This window comes from Bacillus cereus group sp. MYBK30-2, from assembly GCF_051915945.1.
GTDB classification, from domain to species: domain Bacteria; phylum Bacillota; class Bacilli; order Bacillales; family Bacillaceae_G; genus Bacillus_A; species Bacillus_A paramycoides.
In genome coordinates this window covers 648,536-664,853 of record NZ_JBQAFR010000002.1, presented here as the reverse complement: position 1 = coordinate 664,853, position 16,318 = coordinate 648,536, and the positions used below count along the sequence as shown (strand labels likewise).

Genomic DNA, 16,318 nt, shown 5'->3' with positions numbered 1-16,318 from the left:
TTTAGGAGGCAACAAGAATGAAAATGATGGACGCTAACGAAATTATTTCGTTTATTCAAAAAAGTGAAAAGAAAACTCCTGTAAAGGTATACATAAAAGGGGATTTAAAAGAAGTAACATTCCCTGAAACAGTACAAGCATTTGTAAATAAAAAATCTGGTGTATTATTCGGAGAATGGTCTGAAATTAAGACAATTCTTGAAGAAAATAAAAAGCACATTGTTGATTATGTTGTAGAAAACGACCGTCGTAATTCTGCAATTCCAATGCTTGATTTAAAAGGTATTAAAGCTCGTATCGAGCCAGGTGCGATTATTCGTGATCATGTTGAAATTGGTGACAATGCAGTTATCATGATGAATGCAACAATTAACATCGGTGCTGTAATTGGTGAAGGTTCTATGATCGACATGAACGCAGTACTTGGTGGACGTGCAACAGTTGGTAAAAATTGTCACGTAGGTGCAGGTGCTGTACTTGCAGGTGTTATTGAGCCGCCTTCTGCAAAACCAGTTATCGTTGAAGATGATGTTGTAATTGGTGCAAATGTAGTTGTTTTAGAAGGTGTAACAGTAGGTAAAGGTGCAGTTGTAGCGGCAGGAGCTGTTGTAACAGAAGATGTGCCTCCATATACAGTTGTTGCAGGAACTCCAGCACGTGTAATTAAAGAAATTGATGAGAAGACAAAAGCAAAAACTGAAATTAAACAAGAGCTTCGTCAATTAAACCCAGAGAAATAAAAAAACAAAAAGCGTAAGAGCATAAATGGGCTCTTACGCTTTTTATAGATAGAGGTGCAAAAATGACAGTAAGCAAATTTGTCAAAATTCGTAGAGATTTACATAAGATCCCGGAAATTGGATTTAAAGAGTGGAAAACACAACAATATATTTTAGATTACATAGGAACTCTCCCTAATGAATATTTAGAAGTGAAGACATGGAAGACAGGTGTAATCGTTAAAGTAAATGGGGAAAATCCAGAGAAAATAATAGGCTATCGCGCAGATATAGATGGTTTACCAATTACAGAGGAAACAGGGTATGAGTTTGCTTCTGTTCATGAAGGAATGATGCATGCATGTGGGCATGATTTGCATGCGACAATTGGTTTAGGCCTTCTAACAGCAGCTGTAAGCGAAAGAATAGATGATGATATTGTGTTTATATTCCAACCAGCAGAAGAAGGGCCAGGTGGTGCTCTTCCTATGTTAGAAAGCGAAGAGCTAAAAGAATGGAAGCCGAATATAATTCTTGGTCTTCATATTGCGCCAGAATACCCTGTTGGGACAATTGCAACTAAAGAGGGGTTATTATTTGCAAATACATCAGAGTTATATGTTGATTTAAAAGGGAAAGGTGGACATGCTGCATATCCTCATACAGCAAATGATATGATTGTTGCAGCAAGTCATCTCGTTACACAACTTCAATCAGTTATTAGTCGTAATGTGAATCCTCTTGACAGTGCTGTAATTACAATTGGGAAAATCACAGGCGGTACAGTTCAAAACATCATCGCGGAAAAATCTCGTTTAGAAGGAACGATTCGTACACTATCCGTTGAGTCAATGAAACGTGTTAAAAGTCGAATTGAGGCAATTGTCGTGGGTATAGAAGCTTCTTTCCAATGCGAAGCTGTTATTGACTATGGAGCAATGTATCATCAAGTGTATAACCATGAAGAGTTAACGAGAGAGTTTATGCAATTTGTAGGTGAACAAACAGATATGGATGTCATTACATGCACTGAAGCAATGACAGGTGAAGATTTTGGCTATATGCTTCGAGAGATACCGGGATTTATGTTTTGGCTTGGAGTAAATTCAGAACATGGTTTACATCATGCGAAATTAAAACCAGACGAAGAAGCTATTGAGCAAGCAATTGCATTTCTAGATCAATATGTGAAGTGGAAAGGAAATAGAAAGTAAACTTACTTGCTAACTTTGCAAAAGTTTAGAGTAGGCGCCTCTTAGTACTGAGACGAAAACATCTTTCATATTTGTTAGTGTTAGACAACTTCATACAAATGGATGAAGTGAAATTTAGCGTATTAATAATGAGCAGGGGGAAGCCACTGCTCATTATTAATTCTCGCTAATAGGGAAGATAATTGTTTAACTACCGTATATATGTTTACTTTTAGTATAAAAAGTGTGTAAAATCAATGTGATACATAGAAAAAAGGGTGGGGAATTACGTGCAAATTAGCAGTGCGATTTTATGTTTCGTCTTATATGCATATGTTATTATTGCGGCGGTTTATTTTGGGATAAGTTTTTACGCCTATCGTTTAGCGAATAATAGTGAATATGAAGAAACATATAAATGGGTGAAAAGATATTTATCACCTGTACTAGAAATTATGAATGGATTTGTTCTTTTTTTATTTATTGGATTAATTGCTTTCTCAACTAGTTTAGTAGGGAATAAGACTACATTATTTGTACTAGGTATCATTATTTTTATGCTATTAGGAATTCGGATTGGTAATACGGTGTTTTGGAATGAAAGAAAAATAGATGGTTGGACAGGCATGTTAATTCCATGTATGCTAGCTGCGATCGTGACGAATATAGAACATGAATATTATCAATTACATTTTTGGCTTATCATTGTTTTAACAATCCTCTCTGTTTTGTATATAAGTACTGTCGTGCTAACATACATTGCAAATGAAAAAGGAGATACAAAAGGTACACGCTTCTTTAGAGGACGTGCATTATTATGGAGTGTGCCAACAATGGCAGTTATAGGAATTATTGCGATATTAGTAAATGGATATCAATTTTCTAATTGGCAACTGTTTTTAGAAACTTGGTGGATCTTCATTGTTTCGTTTATAGCCTTTTTAGGTGCAACGCATTATTTATTCCATCAACATCATTACATATTGGCACTGTTATTCGCATTTACACAACTTTTATTTGCTTTTTTTGGACAAGAAACATTATTGTTCGTTTTTGAAACATTTAGTTCGTTTGGAAATATATTTGTATTCGGTATGTTAATTTTCAGTATCGCATTTTATTTACAACAGTATTTTTATATGCAAAAACAAAAATAAGGATTATATACAGGTTTTTGTAGCAAATATAAAGTATGTTACAATAAAATCACATAGTACTTGATGTTATTGGAGGAATTCCTGTGAGTGAAAAAGAGAAAGAATTTGCTGTCATTGGGCTTGGGCGTTTTGGTGGAAGTATTTGCCGCGAACTAGCGCAATTAGGTATGGAAGTAATGGCAATTGATTCAGATGAAGATAAAATTAATGAGTTTGCAAATATTGCTTCGCATGCTGTAATTGCGGATTCAACAGATGAGATGGTATTAAAAAGTCTTGGTATCCGTAACTTTGACCATGTGGTCGTTGCTATTGGAGATAATTTAAATTCAAGTATTTTAACAACGTTAATTTTGAAAGAATTAGGTGTGAAAAATATTACTGTGAAAGCTCAAAATGACTACCATGAAAAAGTGTTAAGTAAAATAGGGGCAGATCATATTGTGCATCCAGAACGAGATATGGGAAAAAGGATTGCTAATAATATCGCATCAAGTAATGTGTTAGATTACCTAGAGCTTTCAGATGAGCATAGTATTGTAGAGATTATTGCAAATAAGAAAATTGATGGGCACTCTTTAATTGAATTAGATATTCGTGCGAAGTTTGGTTTGAATATTGTAGCAATTAAACGTGGTAAAGAAGTTATCGTATCTCCTCGAGCTACAGAAAATATTCAAGCAGGAGATATATTAATTGTAATTGGTCATGACGATGAAGTAGATCGTTTTAAGCATTTTTTAAGATAAGAGAAAAGGACAATGCCAAGAAGGCATTGTCCTTTTTCTTATATTTCCATAATGATTGGTAAAATCATTGGACGACGTTTCGTTTTTTCATATAGGAATGGTGCTAATGTGTCTGTAATCTCATTTTTAATTTCAGACCATTGTGTTGTTTTTCGCTCCATTACTTTTTCTAAATGTGTTGTAATTAATGTTTGTGCATCATTGATTAAATCGCTGCTTTCACGCATATAAACGAAACCACGTGAGATGATATCAGGTCCTGCTGCAACTTTAAATTCTTTCATATCAATGCTTACAACTACAATTACAAGCCCTTCTTCAGAAAGAATGCGACGATCACGTAATACGATATTACCGATATCTCCAATACCGTTTCCATCGATATAGACAGAACCAGATGGGATTTTTCCAGCTACGCTTGCTTCGTCAGAACGTAAAGCAAGAACATCTCCATTATCCATAATGAAACAATTTTCTTCTGGAATACCACAATCATTAGCTAATTTCATATGCATACGTTGCATACGATACTCACCATGAATTGGCATGAAATATTTCGGTTTAATAAGACGTAGCATCAACTTCTGTTCCTCTTGTCCACCGTGTCCACTCGTATGAATATTTGAGAGTTTACCATGGATTACATCAGCGCCAGCGCGGTACAACATGTTAATTGTACGACTTACGCTAATTGTATTGCCTGGGATTGGTGAAGAAGAGAAAACAACTGTATCGCCAGGGATAATTTGAATTTGACGATGTGTACCATTAGCAATACGTGAAAGTGCTGCCATCGGCTCACCTTGACTACCTGTACATAAAATAACAACTTTATTAGCTGGTAGGCGGTTTAGCTGAGATGTATCTATGAATGTATCCTTTGGACATCGTATATAACCAAGGTTTTGTCCGATTTCAATAGCAGCTTCCATACTTCGACCGAAAACAGCCACTTTACGATTGTTTTCAACAGCAGCCTCAACAACTTGTTGTAAGCGATGTATATTCGATGCAAAGGTTGCGAATATAATACGACCTTCTACCTTGCGGAATATATCTTGAATACTATCACCAACGCGGCGTTCAGACATCGTAAAGTTCGGAACTTCACTGTTTGTACTATCAGATAGGAGACAAAGTACACCGTCTTTTCCGATTTCGGCCATTTTAGTTAAATCTGCTGGCTCACCGACTGGTGTGAAATCGAACTTGAAATCACCAGTATGAACGACTTGTCCTTGAGGTGTTTTCACAACAACTCCGTATGAATCTGGAATACTGTGAGTTGTACGGAAGAAGGAAACAGATGTCTTTTTAAATTTAATAACATCATCTTCTTGAATTTCATAAAGTTTCGCTTTACGAAGTAATCCGTGCTCTTCTAATTTGTTTTTTATTAGTGCAATTGCTAATTTACCGCCGTAAATTGGAATGTTCACTTGACGTAATAGGTAAGGGATTCCACCGATATGATCTTCGTGACCATGTGTAATGAATAATCCTTTAATTTTATCTTCGTTTCGCACAAAATAAGTGTAATCTGGTATTACATAATCGATTCCGAGAAGTTCGTCTTCTGGAAACTTAATTCCAGCATCAATTATAATAATTTCATCTTGAAATTGAACAGCATATGTATTTTTACCGATTTCACCAAGTCCACCGAGAGCAAAAACGGCAACTTGATCGTTTTTTAGAAATTTCATATGACTATACAATCTCCGCTAATGTTAAATCAGCGTTTTGTTTTTCATATTCAAGATGAGCGCCAGTAACAGACTGAACAAACTCGATATTATATGCGAACTTCTGTAATTTTGTACGAACATCCTTTTCAGACGTAGCCTCTAAATATAAAACTTTTGTATTTTCACGTACTGGGACCTCAGTTAATTTTTCTTGATAAAATACTTTAAAAATCATTTGGAAAACCTCTCCTTGTCTATGTTTTGCATTATCTGTTACTTATTATAAAGCAAACAGTCACGATTTTCATGTTTTTTCGAATGAGAATGAAGAAAAAGCCCGAAATGGGCACAATTTAAGCGATTGTCTTTTTACGGACTAGATCATTTAAATAACGCTTGAGCTTTTTCTTCAGCTTCTTCAGCATGATTACTCCTTCCTTTCCTTATTTGAAACATGCATATTACTAGTGATAACTTCGCCCTCCGTACAAGAAAGAAGATTAGAAGTGAATTATGAATCTTGTTCTTTCAAGTACAGTGTAAGTTATCTTGTAGTAACGATTAGTAGCCGTTAGTTATAGCTATAGTATGAGAAAGAATGGAAAAGAAAATTCATCCGAACAAGTATCCACATTTTTTACTAATAGTATATGCGTATTCCATAAATAAGGTCAGAAAGTGAACGCTTTCTTCACAGATGTTTAATATGTTATACTTTTTTTTGGATTTTGAAAAGTGATAACCAAAATAGGAATATAGAGTGCCAGAAAGGATTTTGACAAATGAATGATAAAATTGTCTTTTTTGATATTGATGGAACATTATTAGATCATGATAAAAAAATTCCGCAATCTACACGAGATGCAGTACGACATTTACAAGAAAAAGGCGTGCATGTAGCAATTGCGACAGGACGTGCTCCATTTATGTTTGAAGATATTCGGAAGGAACTTAATATTCATAACTATGTCAGTTTTAATGGACAGTACGTTGTGTTTGAAGATGAGGTGATATTTAACAATCCATTACATCCAGCTGCTCTACATAAGTTTACTGAGTTTGCAAAAAAAGAAGGATATCCCCTTGTATATCTTGATCATCAAGAAATGAAAGCGACAGTAGAATATCATGATTATGTGAAAGAGGGGTTTGGGAGCTTACACTTTAAGCATCCAGCATATGAGCCTGAGTTTTATGAGGAACGCGATATATATCAAACGCTTCTTTTTTGTGAAGTAAATGAAGAAGAAAAGTTTATTCATCAGTATCCGGATTTTCATTTTATACGTTGGCATGCATATTCAATGGATATTATTCCTAATGGTGGTTCTAAGGCAAAAGGAATTGAGAAATTTATTGAGAAATTAGGGTTTAACCGTGAACAAGTATATGCATTTGGGGACGGATTAAATGATTTAGAAATGATTGAAGCAGTAGGAACAGGAATTGTGATGGGGAATGGTCATGAGGACTTGAAAAAACTAGCTAATTATGTGACAAAAGATGTTAGTGAAGACGGTATTTATCATGGGTTGAAATGGGCTAGGTTGTTGTAAGTGGATATGGAACCCATTTCATATAATAAAAAAGGCGGAAGTTAAATCTTCCGCCTTTTTACTTATCGCTCTAGAGGTTTTGAATCATCAGGAGCTGCAAATGGATTGTCTTTATTAATATGGTCATAGAACATAACACCATTTAAATGGTCGATTTCATGTTGGAATACAATTGCCGGTAACCCTTTTAATCGTAGTTTTACGTCTTCACCGTTAATAGTTGTGGCTCTCACCGTAATCCTTGTGTAACGAGGAACATAACCAGATACTTCACGGTCTACAGATAGACACCCTTCACCACTTGGTAAATGTGTACGTTCAACAGAATGACTAATAATTTTTGGATTAAATAATGCGTAACTATATAACGTATCATTTGTATCGGTCACATGAACAGCGATCATTTTCTTTGAAACACCGATTTGCGGAGCTGCTAATCCTATTCCAGGGCGCAAATTATATTTTTCAGCCATTTCAGGGTCTTGGCTATTTATTACAAATTCGATCATTTCTTTAAGGGTATTTGTATCTTCTTCGCTCGCTGGTAATGAAACTTCTTCTGCGACTTCTCGCAAAATAGGATTTCCTTCGCGAATTACATCATTCATTGTAAGCATATGTAATCTCTCCTTTCTTCTTTAGTCTACCAAAGGAGATAAAAAAAGTCATCGGCAAGTAAGGTAGGGCTACTTGGAAACAAATCTTCTATAGATAAGTTATGTGCATAATAAAAAGAAAAGACGGCAAAGCCGTCTGTTTCTTTCCATAGTTGTTTCATTTTACATTAGCGAATGCAAGCAGCACCAACGATAATTAAAAGGATAAACAACACAACGATTAATGCGAAGCCGCACCCAGATCCGCCGCAAGAACCGCCATAACCGTAGGAAGGATATGAACAAGTCGTTGGATAGCAATATGAGTATCCGTACATGAGATGACCTCCTTTATCATTTCCCGCTAATACTGCGGTTACTTTAATGTATGGAGTAGCAGTAAGAAATGTATGGGTGTTCACCTAGAAAAGGGAGAAGAGTTTGTATATTTTTATTGGGAAGAGAGAAAAACTAAGGAGAATTAAATCGTTTACATATTATTCTAAGAGCAAAAACAAGCTAAAAAGGGAATAATATAACAGTGGGTTAATGCTTACTAATACAGATGTGAAAAATAAAAACACGTTTGTGTAGAGGAAACCTGCATATTATTTATAAAAAAACGTATTCAAAGTAATTGACATCGTAATTAGAATAGTTGTAAACTAAAAAACGTGATCAAGATTGTATTAATATGTTTCTGAAAAAACATTAGTACAGATTGTTAGGTACACAAAATTATTCTCAACCGACAGACAAATTTGTTGGTTTACATTGTTACGTTTTCAGTCTAGCTAATAGATAGTGAAAGCGTTTCAGAATATGGTTCAAGAGAGGAAGAGGTGAACGGAATGGGTACTAAAACAAAAAAGACCCTATTTAATGTTGATGAGCAAATGAAAGCTATCGCAGCTCAATTTGAAACATTACAAATTTTAAATGAAAAAGGCGAAGTTGTGAATGAAGCAGCTATGCCTGAATTATCTGATGATCAATTAAAAGAATTAATGCGCCGTATGGTGTATACTCGCGTACTAGATCAACGTTCTATTTCTTTAAACCGTCAAGGACGTTTAGGATTCTACGCACCAACAGCTGGACAAGAGGCTTCTCAATTAGCAAGTCATTTCGCACTTGAAGCAGAAGATTTCATCTTACCAGGATATCGTGATGTGCCACAATTAGTATGGCACGGTTTACCATTATACCAAGCATTCTTATTCTCTCGTGGACATTTCATGGGTAACCAAATGCCTGAGAATGTAAATGCACTTGCTCCACAAATCATTATCGGTGCGCAAATCATCCAAACTGCTGGTGTTGCGTTAGGTATGAAACTACGTGGTAAAAAATCTGTTGCTATTACTTACACTGGTGACGGTGGTGCTTCACAAGGTGACTTCTACGAAGGTATGAACTTTGCGGGTGCATTCAAAGCTCCAGCAATCTTCGTTGTACAAAACAACCGTTATGCAATCTCTACTCCAGTAGAAAAGCAATCTGCAGCTAAAACTGTAGCACAAAAAGCAGTAGCAGCAGGTATTTACGGAATTCAAGTAGACGGTATGGATCCATTAGCTGTATACGCAGCAACTGCTTTCGCTCGTGAGCGCGCAGTAAACGGCGAAGGCCCTACTTTAATCGAGACTTTAACATTCCGTTATGGTCCACATACAATGGCTGGTGATGACCCAACTCGTTACCGTACAAAAGATATCGAAAACGAATGGGAACAAAAAGATCCAATCGTACGCTTCCGTGCATTCTTAGAAAACAAAGGCCTATGGTCTCAAGAAGTTGAAGAGAAAGTAATCGAAGAAGCAAAAGAAGATATCAAACAAGCAATTGCTAAGGCTGACCAAGCTCCAAAACAAAAAGTTACTGATTTAATGGAAATCATGTACGAAAAAATGCCTTACAACTTAGCTGAACAATATGAAATTTACAAAGAAAAGGAGTCGAAGTAAGCCATGGCTCAAATGACAATGATTCAAGCAATCACTGATGCTTTACGCGTTGAAATGAAAAATGACCCTAACGTACTTGTGTTTGGTGAAGACGTTGGTGTAAACGGCGGAGTATTCCGTGCTACTGAAGGTTTACAAGCTGAATTCGGTGAAGATCGTGTAATGGATACTCCACTTGCAGAGTCTGGTATTGGTGGACTTGCAGTTGGACTTGCACTTGAAGGTTTCCGTCCAGTTCCAGAAATTCAATTCTTCGGTTTCATTTATGAAGTAATGGATTCAGTTTCTGGTCAATTAGCTCGTATGCGTTACCGTTCTGGTGGACGTTGGACTGCTCCAGTAACAATTCGTTCGCCATTCGGTGGTGGTGTTCATACTCCTGAACTACATGCTGATAGCTTAGAAGGATTAGTGGCACAACAACCTGGTCTAAAAGTTGTTATTCCATCTACTCCATACGATGCAAAAGGTCTTTTAATCTCTGCGATTCGTGACAACGATCCAGTTATCTACTTAGAGCATATGAAATTGTACCGTTCATTCCGTCAAGATGTACCAGAAGGCGATTACACAATTGATTTAGGTAAAGCTGATATCAAACGTGAAGGTACAGATGTATCTGTTATCGCTTATGGTGCTATGGTTCATGCTGCATTAAAAGCTGCTGAAGAACTTGAAAAAGAAGGTATCTCTTTAGAGGTTGTTGACTTACGTACAGTTCAACCATTAGATATCGAAACAATCATCGCTTCTGTTGAAAAAACAGGCCGCGTAGTTGTAGTTCAAGAAGCTCAAAAACAAGCTGGTATTGCAGCTAACGTTGTAGCGGAAATTAACGACCGTGCAATCTTAAACTTAGAAGCTCCAGTTGTACGTGTTGCAGCTGCTGATACAGTATTCCCATTCTCTCAAGCTGAGAGCGTATGGTTACCAAACCATAAAGATATTGTTGAAGCTGTTAACAAAGTAATGAACTTCTAATTTTTAGTTTTTCATGTGCAGAAGAAATCAGCACATGCTGGTTTCTTTTGTACATATTCCATAATAATGAAATGAATCAGGGGGCTGAATTCCGTGGCATTTGAATTTAAACTACCAGATATCGGTGAAGGTATCCACGAAGGTGAAATCGTAAAATGGTTTATTAAACCAGGCGATGAAGTAAATGAAGACGATGTACTTCTTGAAGTACAAAATGATAAAGCAGTAGTAGAAATCCCTTCTCCTGTTAAAGGTAAAGTACTTGAAGTACTTGTAGAAGAAGGAACAGTTGCAATTGTAGGAGATACATTAATTAAATTTGATGCTCCTGGATACGAAAACCTTAAATTTAAAGGTGACGATCATGATGCAGCTCCAAAAGCTGAAGAAGCAGCAGTAGAAGCTCCAGCAGCGGAAGCTACTCCAGCAGCAACTGCAGAAGTAGTAAATGAGCGCGTTATCGCTATGCCATCTGTTCGTAAATATGCTCGTGAAAAAGGTGTAGATATTCATAAAGTAGCTGGTTCTGGTAAGAACGGCCGTGTTGTGAAAACTGACATCGATGCATTTGCAAATGGTGGACAAACTGTAGCAGCAACTGAGGCTCCAGCAGCAGTAGAAGCTACTCCAGCAGCAGCGAAAGAAGAAGCACCAAAAGCACAACCAATCCCAGCTGGTGAATATCCAGAAACTCGTGAGAAAATGAGTGGTATCCGTAAAGCGATTGCGAAAGCAATGGTTAACTCTAAGCATACAGCTCCTCACGTAACATTAATGGATGAAATTGATGTAACTGAGCTTGTTGCTCACCGTAAGAAGTTCAAAGCTGTTGCAGCGGACAAAGGTATTAAATTAACTTACCTTCCATACGTTGTTAAAGCTTTAACATCTGCATTACGTGAATACCCAATGTTAAACACTTCTTTAGACGATGCATCTCAAGAAGTAGTTCATAAACATTACTTCAACATCGGTATCGCAGCTGATACAGACAAAGGTCTATTAGTACCAGTTGTTAAAGATACAGATCGCAAGTCAATCTTTACTATTTCTAACGAGATCAATGATCTTGCTGGTAAAGCACGTGACGGTCGTTTAGCTCCAACTGAAATGAAAGGTGCTTCTTGCACAATTACAAACATTGGTTCTGCAGGTGGACAATGGTTCACTCCAGTTATCAATCACCCAGAAGTAGCAATCCTTGGTATCGGCCGTATTGCTGAGAAACCAGTTGTGAAAAACGGTGAAATCGTTGCAGCTCCAGTATTAGCATTATCTCTAAGCTTTGACCATCGTTTAATTGACGGCGCAACTGCTCAAAAAGCATTAAACCAAATTAAACGTTTATTGAATGACCCACAATTATTAGTAATGGAGGCGTAATAACAATGGTAGTAGGAGATTTCCCAATTGAATTAGATACAGTCGTTGTTGGTGCAGGTCCTGGTGGATACGTTGCGGCAATTCGTGCAGCACAATTAGGTCAAAAGGTAGCAATTATTGAAAAAGCTAACCTTGGTGGCGTATGCTTAAACGTTGGATGTATTCCTTCAAAAGCGTTAATCAATGCAGGTCATCGTTATGAGAATGCAATGCATTCTGATGACATGGGTATCACTGCAGAGAACGTAAAAGTTGACTTTACAAAAGTTCAAGAATGGAAAAACGGCGTAGTTAAGAAATTAACTGGCGGTGTTGAAGGCCTTCTTAAAGGTAACAAAGTTGAAATCATTCGCGGTGAAGCTTACTTCGTAGATGCTAACACATTACGCGTAATGACTGAAGATGCAGCTCAAACTTATACGTTTAAAAATGCTGTTCTTGCAACTGGTTCTACACCAATCGAAATTCCTGGATTCAAATACTCTAAACGTGTTATCAACTCTACAGGCGCTTTAAGCTTACCTGAAATTCCTAAAAAACTTGTTGTAATCGGCGGCGGTTACATCGGTATGGAATTAGGTACTGCATATGCTAACTTCGGTACAGAAGTTACTGTAGTAGAAGCTGGCGACGAAATCCTAGCTGGTTTTGAAAAAGCAATGAGCTCTGTTGTTAAACGTGCTCTTCAGAAAAAAGGAAACGTAAATATCCATACAAAAGCTATGGCTAAAGGCGTTGAAGAAACAGAAACTGGCGTAAAAGTTAGCTTCGAAGTTAAAGGTGAAATCCAAACTGTAGAAGCAGATTACGTATTAGTAACTGTAGGTCGTCGTCCAAATACTCAAGAAATCGGTCTTGAGCAAGTTGGAGTTAAAATGACTGACCGCGGTATCATCGAAATCGATGAGCAATGCCGTACAAATATTTCAAACATCTATGCAATCGGTGATATCGTTCCTGGACCACCATTAGCTCACAAAGCTTCTTACGAAGGTAAAGTAGCTGTTGAAGCAATTAGTGGCCATGCATCAGCAATCGATTACATCGGAATTCCTGCAGTATGCTTCACTGATCCAGAATTAGCATCTGTTGGTTACACTAAGAAACAAGCTGAAGAAGCAGGAATGGCAGTAACTGTATCTAAGTTCCCATTCGCTGCAAACGGTCGTGCGTTATCATTAAACAGCACTGACGGTTTCTTACAACTTGTAACACGTAAAGAAGATGGTCTTCTTGTAGGTGCACAAGTTGCAGGTGCAGGCGCTTCTGATATTATCTCTGAGATTGGTTTAGCTATCGAAGCTGGAATGACAGCGGAAGATATCGCTCAAACAATCCATGCTCACCCAACATTAGGTGAAATCACAATGGAAGCAGCTGAAGTTGCTCTTGGAATGCCAATTCACATTGTAAAATAATTTAAGTAATGTAAATAACCCATCTCTTATTTTAAGAGATGGGTTATTTTTATTTCCATAAAATGAGTTGCAAGGTCTTTATATGTACTTGTCGAATGAATATATAATACTTTAATGAACTGTTAAAACATATGTTACTTTAAAAGTGGTATATATGCCCTCGTATAATATGTAATTGATTCAAATTTAACCCCATATATTAATAAAATAGAGCATGTCAAAGGAGAAGGTTCCATGAAAATATTACATGTTATATTTTATCATTTTCTACTATGGAGTGGTTTTTCCATTGTATTATCATTATCAAATGGAGATAAATTCCATTACAAAGTAATTCTCTTTTTCGTATTTCTTTATTTAGCGTATGTGATAGCATGTTTTGTATTACACGTCAGGAAACGGGCTCTATTTCTTACGTGTTCAAATTGTATACTTTTTTTAGTCCTATTATCGATTTTTTAAATTAGCGTTTATAGAAATACATTGTTCTTCCATTAAATAATTGTAACTCTCCTTCTAATTTCTTCGCTAGAAAACGGCTAAATTCGTTTGCTTTTCCTTTATCACCGAATGTTGCTGTAGTGGGTAAAGAAATCTGAATGAAAGATTGTTCATTTTCTATCCCGATTCCAACATAAATTGAATCATATCGATCGTGACTAGATTGAAGTTTTAATGTTGTTGCTGATGTATCTAATATTTCATAAGGAAAAGCTGTATTTGTATAAGTATAATTAATTTGATCACCAGTCTTGGAGGTGATGGTTTTATAGTAATGAAAAAGGTGTTTTACATCTTCTATTGAAACAGATTGTTTATTGGATTTAGGTACAAGTGTGATAAAGGCATGTTGCATATAAATTCCCCCTAGCTTAGTAGAATAATATAATTCTACATCCTACTGAATTTTTTGACAATTAAAAGGAGTATTACTTTTTTTGTTTAATATATTTATGAGTAGGAAGTGTTACTTAGAAAGGTGGAAACTAATGTTTGAAAAATTGTATGATGAGCATGAAAGTGTGAAGGTACGATTTTTAGGGTTTATGACGCATGATACACGCTATGATTTTGGAGTTATTTATACAAATATGTTTTTTGGAAAGCCACTCATCGTTTGCATGCAAACAGGAAGATCGGCTTTGCTTGGACGAGATGATGTGGAGAATGTTCAATATATACAAGAAACTTTTAAGTTAGGATCGGAAGAGGAAGCCGAGGAGGTAGCTCAGTTTTTTAAATTTCTTGTTCCGTCTACATCTTTATTACATGCGGAGTATGAAGAATAATTAATGAGAAACAGTCGTACGTATGGATATGGCTGTTTTTTCATGTTAATATCGCATACTAATTAAAATTAAAAATATTTAATGTGTTATACTAAAAACCTATTGACGTAAAAAGTATAACATATTAAAATAAAGACAGAAAGTTAAGCGGTTACAAAAGTTTTTGGGATTATAAACTTAGGGGGAAATGAAAAATGGGAACAATCGTATGTCAAGATTGTGAAGGTACAATTGCACACTTCGAGGATGAGAAAGTAACGGTACTTTACGGGAAATGTGGATCTTGCGGATGTGATCACACAGAGCATACAAAAGCCCAATAATTGATAGGAAATGGACAGCTAAAAGTTTTTAGGACCATAAACTTAGGGGGAAATGAAAAATGGGAACAATCGTATGTCAAGATTGCGAAGGAACAATCGCACATTTTGAGGATGAGAAAACGACAGTACTTTATGGGAAATGTGGATCAAATTGTGACTGTGCTAGTAGAGACAATGCGAAAGCTTAATCATATATAAGTAGATTATTCTTAAAACTCAGGGGGACATGAAAATGGGAACAATCGTATGCCAAGTTTGTGAAGGAACAATCGCACATTTTGAAGATGAAAAATCAACAGTACTTTATGGGAAGTGTGGATCTCATTGCGAATGTGACCATAAAGAACATACAAAAGCTTAATGATAAGAGAAAACGCCTACTTGTGTAGGCGTTTTTTTAATAGATTGTAGTTGTATGTCCAACTGTTGCAACGATTGCATCATCTCTAATAGGGATAAATCCTATTGCTGTTTGTGGCGTGTTAGGAGAAGTGTAGTGACTCATAATACGACTATCAATACGAGTAATAAAATCGGTCAAATAAGCTGAAATAAAAGCGTAAGGAATCCTTCGTTCATTTAATGAATAAATAATTTCCTCTTTCGTTTTTACGCCTACACCATGTCCGTAAAAAAAGAAATTTCCTAGATAGATTGTGTTTTCTCCTTGCCACTCAATCGTAGCTGGATTCACTTGTGGGTTTTTAAAGTAAACGAGGTCACCTGGAACGATATCGCCACTCGTTTTTGTTATGAGCTTTAAGTCGCGATCGTAGTCCCATGTATAAAGTAAAAGGTTCGCGAATAGACGGTTGAAAGTTTCTTCCTCATATAATGCTAGTAATGCTTTGTAAAAAATGATAATCATTGCGGTGGCGCATTCAGTTCCATATAGTTTTCCATTTTTAAAAATATCTTGGATGGCAATAGAGGGTGGTACGTTTGGAAGTAGTTGAAACCCCCCAAGTGATGTTCTTTCCCAAAACTGAGGGTTGCAAAAAGATTGTTGAAATGTACGAAACTGAAAGCCACTTTGAAAAAGTTCTAGCGCGGAAGTAATAATATTAACTCGTAAATTAAGATCAAAGCTGAGTTCATCAGCTGTTCGGAAGGAATAAACTTCTTGATTTCCCGCCATTATGGATAAAATTTGTTGTTTCTCAGCTGCAAATGGCTCATATTCATTTGTGATATAAGGGTGTACAATAGAACGGCCTATCACAATCATAATGGTATCCCCACCTATACGTTACATTCTTTAGTATCGTATGAGGAAAAGAAAAAAAGGTGAAAGAAAAG

20 protein-coding genes are annotated in these 16,318 nt (G+C 36.3%); 14 read left to right on the top strand and 6 right to left on the bottom strand.

The annotated features are described in order from the left end of the window. The first annotated feature begins 17 nt into the window (after positions 1 to 17). From dapD to ACTFQM_RS14885, 4 genes are all read left to right on the top strand, one after another. The gene (dapD, locus tag ACTFQM_RS14900) at positions 18 to 740 is read left to right on the top strand and encodes a 2,3,4,5-tetrahydropyridine-2,6-dicarboxylate N-acetyltransferase (RefSeq protein WP_327917331.1); all 723 of its coding nucleotides are present in this window, start codon (positions 18 to 20) and stop codon (positions 738 to 740) included. 62 nt (positions 741 to 802) lie between these two features. After that, positions 803 to 1,933: an N-acetyldiaminopimelate deacetylase gene (locus ACTFQM_RS14895; protein WP_440035027.1), complete on the top strand. Its 1,131-nt coding sequence runs from the start codon at positions 803 to 805 to the stop codon at positions 1,931 to 1,933. A 269-nt stretch (positions 1,934 to 2,202) separates the two neighbouring features. Then, positions 2,203 to 3,069 carry a hypothetical protein gene (locus tag ACTFQM_RS14890; RefSeq protein ID WP_002173217.1) on the top strand — a complete coding sequence of 289 codons (867 nt, stop codon included), beginning with the start codon at positions 2,203 to 2,205 and terminating at the stop codon, positions 3,067 to 3,069. An 83-nt stretch (positions 3,070 to 3,152) separates the two neighbouring features. Next, the gene (locus ACTFQM_RS14885; protein ID WP_001290442.1) at positions 3,153 to 3,818 is read left to right on the top strand and encodes a potassium channel family protein; all 666 of its coding nucleotides are present in this window, start codon (positions 3,153 to 3,155) and stop codon (positions 3,816 to 3,818) included. Between the two features lie 38 nt (positions 3,819 to 3,856). Here the strand turns inward: ACTFQM_RS14885 and rnjA are convergent, their stop codons facing one another. Further along, on the bottom strand, positions 3,857 to 5,524 hold the full coding sequence (gene rnjA / locus ACTFQM_RS14880) for a ribonuclease J1 (protein ID WP_440035025.1): 1,668 nt from the start codon (positions 5,522 to 5,524) through the stop codon (positions 3,857 to 3,859). Between the two features lie 4 nt (positions 5,525 to 5,528). Further along, entirely contained in the window at positions 5,529 to 5,741 is a 213-nt protein-coding gene (locus ACTFQM_RS14875) for a DNA-dependent RNA polymerase subunit epsilon (RefSeq protein WP_025147736.1), read from the bottom strand. A 547-nt stretch (positions 5,742 to 6,288) separates the two neighbouring features. Between ACTFQM_RS14875 and ACTFQM_RS14870 the strand changes: the two genes are divergently transcribed. Further along, positions 6,289 to 7,062 (top strand): Cof-type HAD-IIB family hydrolase, encoded by a 774-nt coding sequence (locus ACTFQM_RS14870; protein ID WP_440035023.1) that lies wholly within the window; start codon positions 6,289 to 6,291, stop codon positions 7,060 to 7,062. A 62-nt stretch (positions 7,063 to 7,124) separates the two neighbouring features. On the opposite strand, the gene def is transcribed toward ACTFQM_RS14870, so the two are convergent. Further along, a complete protein-coding gene (def, locus tag ACTFQM_RS14865) occupies positions 7,125 to 7,679 on the bottom strand; it encodes a peptide deformylase (protein WP_048374038.1) in 555 nt (184 codons plus the stop codon). A gap of 167 nt (positions 7,680 to 7,846) precedes the next feature. Beyond that, positions 7,847 to 7,996, bottom strand: a complete 150-nt coding sequence (locus ACTFQM_RS14860) for a YjcZ family sporulation protein (RefSeq protein WP_025147739.1) — start codon at positions 7,994 to 7,996, stop codon at positions 7,847 to 7,849. A gap of 513 nt (positions 7,997 to 8,509) precedes the next feature. Between ACTFQM_RS14860 and pdhA the strand changes: the two genes are divergently transcribed. The 5 genes from pdhA (at position 8,510) to ACTFQM_RS14835 (ending at position 13,869) form a co-directional block, all read left to right on the top strand. Further along, entirely contained in the window at positions 8,510 to 9,625 is a 1,116-nt protein-coding gene (pdhA, locus tag ACTFQM_RS14855; protein WP_000536893.1) for a pyruvate dehydrogenase E1 component subunit alpha, read from the top strand. A 3-nt stretch (positions 9,626 to 9,628) separates the two neighbouring features. Beyond that, the gene (gene pdhB, locus ACTFQM_RS14850; protein WP_000068162.1) at positions 9,629 to 10,606 is read left to right on the top strand and encodes a pyruvate dehydrogenase complex E1 component subunit beta; all 978 of its coding nucleotides are present in this window, start codon (positions 9,629 to 9,631) and stop codon (positions 10,604 to 10,606) included. Positions 10,607 to 10,699: 93 nt separating this feature from the next. Continuing rightward, positions 10,700 to 11,989 (top strand): pyruvate dehydrogenase complex dihydrolipoyllysine-residue acetyltransferase, encoded by a 1,290-nt coding sequence (gene pdhC, locus ACTFQM_RS14845; protein WP_071718790.1) that lies wholly within the window; start codon positions 10,700 to 10,702, stop codon positions 11,987 to 11,989. Positions 11,990 to 11,994: 5 nt separating this feature from the next. Next, the gene (lpdA, locus tag ACTFQM_RS14840) at positions 11,995 to 13,407 is read left to right on the top strand and encodes a dihydrolipoyl dehydrogenase (RefSeq protein ID WP_071718791.1); all 1,413 of its coding nucleotides are present in this window, start codon (positions 11,995 to 11,997) and stop codon (positions 13,405 to 13,407) included. Positions 13,408 to 13,641: 234 nt separating this feature from the next. After that, positions 13,642 to 13,869, top strand: coding sequence for a hypothetical protein (locus tag ACTFQM_RS14835; protein ID WP_082183101.1), 228 nt, complete (start codon positions 13,642 to 13,644; stop codon positions 13,867 to 13,869). A 1-nt stretch (position 13,870) separates the two neighbouring features. Here ACTFQM_RS14835 and ACTFQM_RS14830 read toward each other — a convergent pair whose 3' ends face one another. Then, positions 13,871 to 14,263, bottom strand: coding sequence for a DUF1885 family protein (locus tag ACTFQM_RS14830; protein ID WP_025147743.1), 393 nt, complete (start codon positions 14,261 to 14,263; stop codon positions 13,871 to 13,873). Between the two features lie 133 nt (positions 14,264 to 14,396). On the opposite strand from ACTFQM_RS14830, the gene ACTFQM_RS14825 reads away from it, so the two are divergent. The 4 genes from ACTFQM_RS14825 (at position 14,397) to ACTFQM_RS14810 (ending at position 15,380) form a co-directional block, all read left to right on the top strand. Next, a complete protein-coding gene (locus tag ACTFQM_RS14825) occupies positions 14,397 to 14,696 on the top strand; it encodes a DUF3055 domain-containing protein (protein WP_327901980.1) in 300 nt (99 codons plus the stop codon). Positions 14,697 to 14,890: 194 nt separating this feature from the next. Further along, on the top strand, positions 14,891 to 15,019 hold the full coding sequence (locus ACTFQM_RS14820; protein ID WP_000536778.1) for a GapA-binding peptide SR1P: 129 nt from the start codon (positions 14,891 to 14,893) through the stop codon (positions 15,017 to 15,019). Positions 15,020 to 15,078: 59 nt separating this feature from the next. Further along, positions 15,079 to 15,207, top strand: coding sequence for a GapA-binding peptide SR1P (locus ACTFQM_RS14815; protein WP_071718793.1), 129 nt, complete (start codon positions 15,079 to 15,081; stop codon positions 15,205 to 15,207). 44 nt (positions 15,208 to 15,251) lie between these two features. Beyond that, entirely contained in the window at positions 15,252 to 15,380 is a 129-nt protein-coding gene (locus ACTFQM_RS14810; RefSeq protein ID WP_000536785.1) for a GapA-binding peptide SR1P, read from the top strand. Positions 15,381 to 15,416: 36 nt separating this feature from the next. Here the strand turns inward: ACTFQM_RS14810 and ACTFQM_RS14805 are convergent, their stop codons facing one another. Beyond that, positions 15,417 to 16,247, bottom strand: a complete 831-nt coding sequence (locus tag ACTFQM_RS14805; protein WP_265621701.1) for a protein-glutamine gamma-glutamyltransferase — start codon at positions 16,245 to 16,247, stop codon at positions 15,417 to 15,419. Between the last annotated feature and the right edge of the window lie 71 nt (positions 16,248 to 16,318).